Here is a 9,068-nt window from a genome sequence, read left to right as displayed (position 1 = left end):
GTCCGGTGGTTGGCCTGGGGGAGGGGCGGCGGGCGCTGTGGCCGCCGCCGGCTTGGCGGTGTCGCGGCCGTTGTCCGGTGCCTTGGCCGCAGGTTCGGGATCGCGCTCGGTGTGGCGGGATTCGGGCTTGCGCTCTGCCGCCTTGGACTCTGCCGCCTCGGACTCTGCCGGCAGCCTGGCTGCTGCCTCGCCGGGGTGCGCGCGCGTGGCATCAGCGCCAGCCGGCGTGGGGCTATGGGCATCGGCGGGCCTCGGTGCCGCCTCGTGCGTGCCCTGTGTAGCATCGTCGGTCGCGGCTGCATCAGCGGCGACCGCCTCGCCGTCGCGGGCACTGCTGCCGCGGCGCCGCCGCCCGCCGCGTCGGCGGCGGCTGGAGCGGCTGCGGCCGCTTTGTTGCTCATCGCTGCCACTCCTGTCTGCGGCGGCGTCCTTGCCGGGCGCATCCGCGGCGTTGGCGGTCGCTGCGGCGCTCGGGGTCGCCTCGCCGTCGCTCGCCGGCTGCGGCGCCTGCGCTGCCTTGCGCTGCCGGGAATCCTGCTCGGCGGAGGCCATGGGCAGGGTGTCGGTGCGGGCCATCAGTTGTTGCCCGGGGCGCTGGTCCGCAGCCTGCGCAGCCTTGCTCGGTTGGCCTTTGGCCTGCTTCGGGGCTTGCGGCTTATTGTCCTCAGCGGCGTCATTGTCGTTGCCGTTGGCCGCGTTGGCCTGTTTGCCGTCGGCGTTGTCGGGCTTGCCGGCCTCGGTCTGGTCGCGCTGCCCGCCGCTGCGCCGGGATCGCCCGCCGCGGCTGCTGCGGCGCGAGCTGCGCTGGCGCTCGCCATCGTCGCCGCGGCTCGGTCCCTGCGCCTGACTCCGCCGCGAGCGGCTCTGGGACTGCTCTGTTTGGGCCTCGTCCGCGGCCTCGTCTGCGGATGCCTCGGGTTTGGACTTGCCGCGGCGTTGTTGGGTGCCCTCGTCGCGACGCTGGCCGCGAGGCTTGCGCTGCTGTTGGCCGTCGGTGCCGCGCTGCTGGGGCTTGCGCCCTGGTGCCGCGTCGGCCTGTGCGCCGTCGCCGGGGTGCTTGGCTGGCGGCGCCGTGGGCGTCGGGCCAGGCTGATGACCCGCGTGATCCGACGCGGCCCCGCTGCCGTCGGTAGGCGGGGCGAAGAGCATGCCCCAGAGCTTCTTCAGCATGCTCTCTTGGTGGGCAGCCTCCATCTCGGCGGCGCTGCGGTCGGTCGTCTCGGACTCCGGCGGCTCCGCCGCACGCGGGCGCTGCGGCGCCGGTGCGGAGGGCTTGACGCCCTTCACCGCGGGCTCCTCGGGCTTGAGGTCGGCTTTGGTATTGGCGAACGCGGGCAGCTCCTGCTCGGGCATATTCGCAAGGGTGTAGCTCGGCTCGTCCTCGCTCAGAAGCTCGGTATCCTGGACGCGGATGCGCTCGATGGAGTAGTCCGGGGTATCGAGGTGCTTGTTCGGAATCAGCACCACGCCCACCTGCTGGCGCTGCTCGATCTCCAGGATCTTGCGCCGCTTCTCGTTGAGCAGGAAGGCGGCGACGTCCACCGGCAGCTGCGCGAGGATGCGGGCCGTGCTCTCCTTCATCGCTTCCTCTTCGATGATGCGCAGCACCGACAGCGCCAGGGACTCGACGCCGCGGATGGTGCCCTGGCCCTTGCAGCGGGGGCACACGTGCTGGCTGGACTCGCCGAGCGACGGGCGCAGGCGCTGACGGGACATCTCCAGCAGCCCGAAGCGGGAGATGCGCGCCACCTGGACCCGGGCGCGGTCCTGCTTGAGCGCCTCGCGCAGGCGGTTCTCCACCTCGCGCTGGTGCTTGGCGGGCGTCATGTCGATGAAGTCGATGACGAAGAGCCCGCCCAGGTCCCGCAGGCGCAGCTGACGGGCGATCTCGTCGGCGGCCTCCAGGTTGGTGTTGAGCGCCGTCTCTTCGATGTCCGCGCCCTTGGTGGCGCGGGCGGAGTTGATGTCGATGGAGGTGAGCGCCTCGGTGTGGTCGATGACCAGGGCGCCGCCGGAGGGCAGGCGCACCTCGCGCTGGAAGGCGGACTCGATCTGGCTCTCGATCTGGTAGCGCGTGAACAGCGGCACCTCGTCCTGGTAGAGCCTGAGCTTTTTCTGATTTTGCGGCATCACCTGCTGGATGAACTCCTCTGCCCGGCGGTACATCGCGCCGCTATCGATGACGATCTCGCCGATGTCCGCGCGCAGGTGATCGCGGATGCTGCGGATGATGATGTCGCTTTCCTGGTAGATCAGGAAGGGCGCTTTGCGGCTTTCGCCCGAGGTCTTGATGGCATCCCAGAGCTGGAGCAGGTAGTCGAGGTCCCACTGGAGCTCTTCGGCGCTTTTGCCGACGCCGGCGGTGCGCACGATGAGCCCCATGTCCTCGGGGATGGTGAGCTGACTCAGGGCCTCGCGCAGCTCGGAGCGGTCGGCGCCGTCGATGCGCCGGGATACGCCGCCGGCGCGGGGATTGTTGGGCATGAGCACCAGATAGCGTCCGGCCAGGGAGACGAACGTCGTGAGTGCCGCCCCCTTGTTGCCACGCTCTTCCTTGTCGATCTGCACGACAACCTCGCGGCCCTCCTTGATGAGCTCCTTGATGCTGGCCTTGGTGCCTGGCTTCAGGTCCTGACTGAAATAGGCCCGGGAGATCTCCTTCAGCGGCAGAAAGCCGTGCCGCTCGGAGCCGTAGTCAACGAAGGCCGCCTCCAGGCTCGGCTCGACGCGGGTGATGGTGCCCTTGTAGATATTGGCTTTCTTCTGCTCCCGTCCGGGGCTTTCGATGTCGAGGTTGAATAGCTTTTGCCCATCCACGATCGCAACGCGCAGCTCTTCGGGCTGCGTTGCGTTGATCAGCATTCTCTTCATGTTGTCTGCGCACTCTGGCCGTGGCGCGCGGCGTGATGCCGTTGCCCGGATCGGCCTGTGGGGCCGCTCTCCGGTGTCTCGCTCGCAGTCGGCTCCCCATGCCGACGGGCCCGAGGTTCGCGGCCGCCGCAACGCGCCGAGCGTCGGAGGCGAGCGGCCAGGCAAGCGTCGGGCACGCGCCTGTGTTCAAATCGCGCCCCCGGCTGGGAGGGGCCGGAGCGCTGGTGCGGACGCCGAGCGCCTCGACGTCCAGAAAACGGATTCGGATGCAGCCCGTTGGCTGGCTCTATACTGCGCCTGCGCCCGATGCGGCCTGCGCTCGCTGGTGGGCTTGTCGGATCGTGCCGGTGTAACATGGCCGGGGCCCGTCGTCAGCGCAGGCACAGGCCGGCGCTGCCATCGTCGGCGCCGGTGGAGGACGGCGCGCCTGCGCCTGTGGTGAGCCCGGCGGTGATCCCGGCCATGACCAGGAAACATCGCGTGTATACACATGGATTCGGTGCCGACACGCGGCGGCAATACGGCCGCCACACCGGGCGGGCTGACATAAGTTCCTAAGGTTAGCAAGGTTTCCGAGGGTCAGCAATTGACCGATTCCAGGTCTGAGTCCGGGTCTGAGTCCGACGCCGAGCGCGCTTGCTCGCAAGCCGCAGGTGGCGCCCAGGGTGTGCGCCACCTGCGCGTGGCCGCAGCGGCTTCGGGTCAGCGTGTGGACAACTACCTGATGACACAGCTGAAGGGCGTGCCGCGCTCACTGGTCTACCGGCTGCTGCGCCGCGGCGAGGTGCGTGTCAACAAGGGCCGCGTGAAGCCGCATCAACGCCTGCAAGCCGGGGACGACGTGCGCCTCCCGCCGATGCGCACGGCAGCCAAGACGGAGCCGGCGGCACCGCCGGCGGGGCTCAGGTCGGAGCTGGCCGGGCGCATCCTCTTCGAAGACGAGCGCGTCCTGGTGCTGGACAAGCCAGCGGGCGTCGCGGTGCATGGCGGCAGCGGCGTAGCCTACGGCGTCATCGAGGCGCTGCGGGCCGCGCGACCCGGGCAGGACTTGGAGCTGGTGCACCGGCTCGACCGCGAGACGTCCGGCTGCCTGCTCATCGCCAAGCGCCGCAGTGCGCTTAGGCATCTGCACGCACAGCTGCGCGACGGCGCTGTAGGCAAGCGCTACCAGGCGCTGCTGCTGGGGCCCCTTGCCGGCGCGGTGCAGCGGGTCGATCTGCCGCTGGCCAAGAGCCAGCTCCAGGGCGGCGAGCGTATGGTCCAGGTGGACAGCGTCGCCGGCAAGCCGGCACTGACGGTGTTCCGACGCGTCGCCGCCTATGGCGGCATGACCCTGGTGGACATTGATCTCCACACCGGTCGCACGCATCAGATCCGGGTGCATGCGGCGGCCATCGGCGCGCCGGTGGCGGGCGACGACAAGTACGGCCGCCCCGAGCACCGAGCCTTGGCCCGCGAGCTCGGGCTCAAGCGCCTGTTTTTGCACGCCGCAGAGCTGCGTTTTCGCCCCCGCGAGGAGGCGCCCGCGGTCGCCGTCCGCGCCCCGCTGCCTGCCGCCCTGGCAGCCGTCGTGCAACGTGCAGAGGAGCAAGCCCGTGCGCTATGAGCTGTTGGTGTTCGACTGGGACGGCACGCTGATGGACTCCGCCGCACGCATCGTCGCGAGCATGCAGGCCGCCTTTGCCGAGCTCGGCCTGCCGCCGCCGGCGGCGCCTGCGGCCCGCAATGTCATCGGTCTGGGGCTGACGCATGCCATCGCCGAGCTGGCGCCGACGCAGGACGCGGCGATGCGCGCGCGCATCATCGAGCGCTACCGCGCGCATTATCTGGAGCTGGACGATACGCCGACGCCGCTCTTCCCCGGCGCCGAAGAGGTGGTGTCCGGCCTGCGGGCGGCGGGCTATCTGCTGGCGGTGGCCACGGGCAAGAGCCGCATCGGACTGGACCGCGCGCTGGCGCAGAGCGGTCTCGGTGCGCACTTCCATGCCACGCGCTCGGCAGACGAGACCTTCTCCAAGCCGCATCCGCAGATGCTCCAGGAACTGCTGGACGAGCTGGGCGTCCATGCCTCTCGGGCGCTCATGATCGGCGACACCGAATATGACCTACTGACGGCGCAGAACGCCGGCGTGGACGCCCTCGCGGTCTGCTACGGCGTCCATGCCCCAGAGCGCCTACTCGCGCTGGAGCCGCTCGCCTGCCTGTCCGCCATCGACGCACTCCCGGGCTGGCTCGCCGCCGCCGACCCACATACAAGCAACGACGAGACACCATGAAGCTCGACTTCCTCAAGTTCTGGCAACGCCGCGATCCGAGTCGGGCCGAGCGTATGCCGGCCCCCGACGACCCGGAATGGGAGCGGGCGCTCATCAACCGCATGGCGGCGGAGTTCCTGCGCGAGCAGCGCCGCTCGCGGCGCTGGGGCGTCATCTTCCGCATGGGCATCCTGGCCTACCTGGTGCTGCTGGTGGTCACCTATTACGCCGACGGCTTCGGCGAGTCCCTGAGCGCCGGCCTAGAGCACACGGCACTGGTGGAGGTGGAAGGCATCATCGCCCCGGAAGCGAGCGCCAGCGCCGACCGCATCATCACCGGGCTGCGCAAGGCCTTTGAGGCGGACCAGGCCAAGGCCGTGATCCTGCGCATCAACAGCCCCGGCGGCAGTCCGGTACAGGCGGGATATGTCTTCGACGAGATTCGCCGGCTGCGCGAGAAGCATCCGGACAAGAAAGTCTATGCCGTGGGCGTGGACGCCTGCGCCTCCGGGGCCTATTACATCGCCGCCGCCGCCGACGAGATCTATGTCGACCAGGCCACGCTCATCGGCTCCATTGGTGTGCGGCTCGATGGCTTCGGCTTCCAGCAAGCCATGGAGGAGCTCGGCATCCAGCGCCGGCTGCTCACCGCCGGCGACCGCAAAGCTCTTCTCGACCCCTTCTCGCCGCTGGCGGAGCAGGACAGAGCCTTCCTGCAGGGACTGCTGGACAACATCCACACCCAGTTCATCGACGCCGTCAAGACCGGCCGCGGCGATCGGCTCAATGGCGGAGACGAGCTCTTCAGCGGACTCTTCTGGACCGGGCAAGAGAGCGTGGACTTGGGCCTCAGCGACGGCATCGGCTCCAGCAGCTATGTCGCCCGCGAGATCGTCGGCGCCGAGGAGATCGTCGAATACACCGCCGCACGCGACCTGCTGGCGCGCCTGACCGAGCGCTTCGGCACCGCGCTGGCGCGGGGCTTGGTGGAGATGGGCGCTTGGCAGGGGTTGCCCGCGCTGAGGTGAGGGCGGGGGGCTAGGTGCGAGGCGCTAGGCCCTAGCCCCTAGAACCTCCACACCCGCCGCCGCCAGCATGTCCACCAGCCGGATTAAAGGCAGGCCGATGAGCGCGTTCGGGTCATCGCCCTCCAGGCGCTCGAACAGCGTGATGCCGAGACCCTCGGACTTGAAGCTGCCCGCGCAGCCGAGGGGCTGCTCGCGGTCGATGTAGGCTTCGATCTGGGCTTTGGTGAGCGTGCGAAAGTGCACCTTGAACAGCTCGCAGGCGGTCTGCACCCTAGCGTCCGCCGTGCGCAGCAGGCAGAGCCCGGTGCGGAAGACGACGGTGCGCCCGCTGGCGCGTGTCAGCTGCTCGATGGCGCGCTCGCGGGTACCGGGCTTGCCGAGGATGGCGCCGTCTGGCTCATCCGCCAGCCCTGCGACCTGATCGGAGCCGATGACGAGCGCGTCGGGAAACTGGTCTGCCACTGCCCGGGCTTTGGACTCGGCGAGGCGCAGCACGAGTCCTTTGGCGCCCTCGCCGGGACGCTGGGCCTCGTCCACGTCGGGCGCGGCGATGTCGAAGGGCAAGCCAAGTCTTGCGAGGAGCTCACGGCGGAAGGGCGACGTGGAGGCGAGGACGAGCCGAGGCCTTGTCATGATCCGGGTAACCTTACGCGGGTTATGGCGGTTCCCTGGCCGTGCTCAGCGGACCCAGTCGATGAGGTGCAGCAGCGGGTCCGTCACCTCCTGCTCGGGCACGGCCCAGCCGCGGGCGCTGGCACCGGCTCGATGTACGGCGTCGGGGTCTCCAGAGCAGAGGTGATGCCAGGGCGGTAGCGGACGGCCTTCGGCGGTACGCCGGTAGGCACAGGTCTCCGGCAGCCAGGTCGGGTCTTGCAGATGCGCAGGGGTCAGCGTGATGCAGTCCGGCACCCGAGCGGTGCGGTTCGCGTAGTCGGTGCAGTGGCAGGTGTCGCAATCCAGTAGCCGGCACGCGACATTGGTGTAGTGGATGGCCGCGGTGTCTTCGTCTTCATATTTCTCGAGGCAGCACTTGCCGCAGCCGTCGCAGAGGGATTCCCACTCTGCGGTGGACATGTCCTCAAGGCGCGTCGTCTCCCAGAAGGGGTCGGCCGACGAGGTGTGCGGCGGCAACTGTTCGCAGGCCTGGGGCTCGCGGTCGGCCTCGGGCAGGGCTTGGGGCATGAGCAGGTCTCCAGGGCGCCCGGCATCCGCGTCGTCGGGCCTGACGCCGGGTGGCGATTCGCGGTTGGTGGCAGTATAACGGGCGCAGTTCGTTACCGTCGTCGGAGGTGCTCATGCCCCTCGATGCGAGCCAGGCCCCACCGCTCCATGGGGTGTCGCAGGCCCTCTCCATCGTGGCGCTCGATACGCCCATCGGCCGTATTGCGCTGCATTGGCGCGGCGCCCGGCAGACCGGTGCGCTGGAGCGCGTGGTGCTCGCCGCCGGGGGTCTTGACGCCCCGCTAGCGCCGCCGTGGCTTTCGGCGCCGTTCAGCGCCTATTTCAAGGACCCCTGCCGGGCAATCCACCTGCCTACGCAGCTGGTCGGCACGGCCTTCCAGCAGCGGGTCTGGCGGGCCATCGCAGCCATCCCCACGGGCAGCACCACGACCTACGGCGCGCTGGCGGCGGACTTGGGCTCGTCGGCGCGGGCCGTCGGCGGTGCCTGCCGTGCCAATCCCTGGCCGTTGCTGGTACCTTGTCATCGAGTCGTGGCGCGCCGGGGACTCGGCGGCTTCGCCGGCGATCGCGACGGGCGGCTGCTGGCCATCAAAGAACGCTTGCTGGCCCATGAGGGCCATGCGCTCCCCCTTGGGCCATGACCGCGATACGGGATGAGGACATCGAGCTGGTGCTGGTGGAGACCTTCACCGACGCCCTGTGGCTGGAGCGAGGCTTGAGCGACAACACCCTCTCGGCCTACCGCTCGGACCTGACGGCCTTCCTGCGCTGGCTCGCCGCCGAGCGCGGGCGCGGTGCCTGCGAGGCGCAGCGTCTGGACTTGCTGGACTATCTGGCCCTGCTGTCGCAGCAGGGCCGTAAGCCCAGGTCCACGGCCAGGCTGCTGTCCTGCCTGCGGCAATTCTACGGGCACCTGCTGCGGGCGGGCCGCATCGGTGAGGACCCCTCCGCGCGCGTGGAAGCCCCACGCCTGGGCCGCCCGCTGCCCAAGACCCTGACGGAGCCCGAAGTGGAGCGCCTGCTGGCGGCGCCGGATACCGAGGACCCGCGCGGTCACCGCGACCGCACCATGCTGGAGGTGCTCTACGCCAGCGGGCTTCGGGTCACCGAGCTCGTGACCCTGCGCCCGCAGGCTGTCAATCTGAATCAGGGCGTGGTGCGCATCAGCGGCAAGGGCGACAAGGAGCGGCTCGTGCCGCTGGGCGAGGAGGCCACGCGCTGGCTCGCGGAGTATGCCCGCGGCAGCCGGGCGGCTATCCTCGGCGGGCGGCGCAGCGAGTACCTGTTCCCGACGGCCCGCAGCGCCTGCATGACCCGTCAGGCATTCTGGCAGCTGATCAAGCGCTATGCCGTCGCCGCCGGCATCGTCAAGCCGCTGTCGCCGCATACCCTGCGCCACGCCTTCGCGACCCACCTGCTGAACCACGGCGCAGATCTGCGGGTGGTGCAGTTGCTGCTGGGCCACAGCGACCTTTCGACCACCCAGATTTATACCCATGTCGCCCGCGAGCGTTTGAAGCAACTGCACGAGCACCATCATCCGCGGGGGTGAGCGCCACCGAGGTGCGTGGAGCCGGCAGTCGAGCGGCCCCGTGATCTCTGCCGCCAGCCCTGAAGCATGACCGAGCCTCCCCAGCAACGGCGCCGTCGGGCAGGGCGTTGAGGAATTTGGTTGTCGCAAAAGCAGGGCTAGACATTCGCGCGGGACTTCGGCAGGATAGCGTCGGCAGAG

Annotated in this window: 8 protein-coding genes; 5 read left to right on the top strand and 3 right to left on the bottom strand. The window is 69.6% G+C overall.

All coding sequences use genetic code 11. From position 1 onward, the window contains the following. A partial coding sequence (gene rne, locus CKO31_RS24400; RefSeq protein ID WP_200242979.1) for a ribonuclease E occupies positions 1–2,871 on the bottom strand: 2,871 nt, incomplete at its 3' end. A gap of 667 nt (positions 2,872–3,538) precedes the next feature. On the opposite strand from rne, the gene CKO31_RS27055 reads away from it, so the two are divergent. From CKO31_RS27055 to CKO31_RS24385, 3 genes are read left to right on the top strand one after another with little or no spacing between them, the layout of a single operon-like run. Continuing rightward, a complete protein-coding gene (locus tag CKO31_RS27055) occupies positions 3,539–4,477 on the top strand; it encodes an RluA family pseudouridine synthase (RefSeq protein WP_322789208.1) in 939 nt (312 codons plus the stop codon). Then, complete coding sequence (locus CKO31_RS24390; protein WP_200242974.1) at positions 4,467–5,147, top strand: HAD-IA family hydrolase; 681 nt, start codon at positions 4,467–4,469, stop codon at positions 5,145–5,147. The genes CKO31_RS27055 and CKO31_RS24390 overlap by 11 nt, the downstream gene beginning before the upstream one ends. Next, the gene (locus tag CKO31_RS24385; protein ID WP_200242972.1) at positions 5,144–6,154 is read left to right on the top strand and encodes a S49 family peptidase; all 1,011 of its coding nucleotides are present in this window, start codon (positions 5,144–5,146) and stop codon (positions 6,152–6,154) included. Before CKO31_RS24390 ends, CKO31_RS24385 begins: the two co-directional genes overlap by 4 nt. A 24-nt stretch (positions 6,155–6,178) precedes the next feature. On the opposite strand, the gene CKO31_RS24380 is transcribed toward CKO31_RS24385, so the two are convergent. Beyond that, a complete protein-coding gene (locus CKO31_RS24380; protein WP_200242971.1) occupies positions 6,179–6,787 on the bottom strand; it encodes a Maf family protein in 609 nt (202 codons plus the stop codon). Positions 6,788–6,832: 45 nt separating this feature from the next. Beyond that, positions 6,833–7,336: a YcgN family cysteine cluster protein gene (locus tag CKO31_RS24375; RefSeq protein ID WP_200242970.1), complete on the bottom strand. Its 504-nt coding sequence runs from the start codon at positions 7,334–7,336 to the stop codon at positions 6,833–6,835. Between the two features lie 113 nt (positions 7,337–7,449). Between CKO31_RS24375 and CKO31_RS24370 the strand changes: the two genes are divergently transcribed. After that, positions 7,450–7,977: a methylated-DNA--[protein]-cysteine S-methyltransferase gene (locus CKO31_RS24370; RefSeq protein ID WP_200242969.1), complete on the top strand. Its 528-nt coding sequence runs from the start codon at positions 7,450–7,452 to the stop codon at positions 7,975–7,977. Next, positions 7,974–8,888 carry a site-specific tyrosine recombinase XerD gene (gene xerD, locus CKO31_RS24365; RefSeq protein ID WP_200242968.1) on the top strand — a complete coding sequence of 305 codons (915 nt, stop codon included), beginning with the start codon at positions 7,974–7,976 and terminating at the stop codon, positions 8,886–8,888. The genes CKO31_RS24370 and xerD overlap by 4 nt, the downstream gene beginning before the upstream one ends. Positions 8,889–9,068 lie beyond the last annotated feature (180 nt).

This window comes from Thiohalocapsa halophila (genome assembly GCF_016583825.1).
In the GTDB taxonomy this organism is placed as follows: domain Bacteria; phylum Pseudomonadota; class Gammaproteobacteria; order Chromatiales; family Chromatiaceae; genus Thiohalocapsa; species Thiohalocapsa halophila.
This window is presented reverse-complemented; position numbering and strand designations above follow the sequence as displayed.

Bases quoted from the DNA above. Each gene is read 5' to 3' on its own strand.
- xerD (WP_200242968.1), top strand. From the start codon at position 7,974: ATGACCGCGATACGGGATGAGGACATCGAGCTGGTGCTGGTGGAGACC.
- CKO31_RS24380 (WP_200242971.1), bottom strand. From the start codon at position 6,787: ATGACAAGGCCTCGGCTCGTCCTCGCCTCCACGTCGCCCTTCCGCCGT.
- CKO31_RS24370 (WP_200242969.1), top strand. From the start codon at position 7,450: ATGCCCCTCGATGCGAGCCAGGCCCCACCGCTCCATGGGGTGTCGCAG.
- CKO31_RS24385 (WP_200242972.1), top strand. From the start codon at position 5,144: ATGAAGCTCGACTTCCTCAAGTTCTGGCAACGCCGCGATCCGAGTCGG.
- CKO31_RS24375 (WP_200242970.1), bottom strand. From the start codon at position 7,336: ATGCCCCAAGCCCTGCCCGAGGCCGACCGCGAGCCCCAGGCCTGCGAA.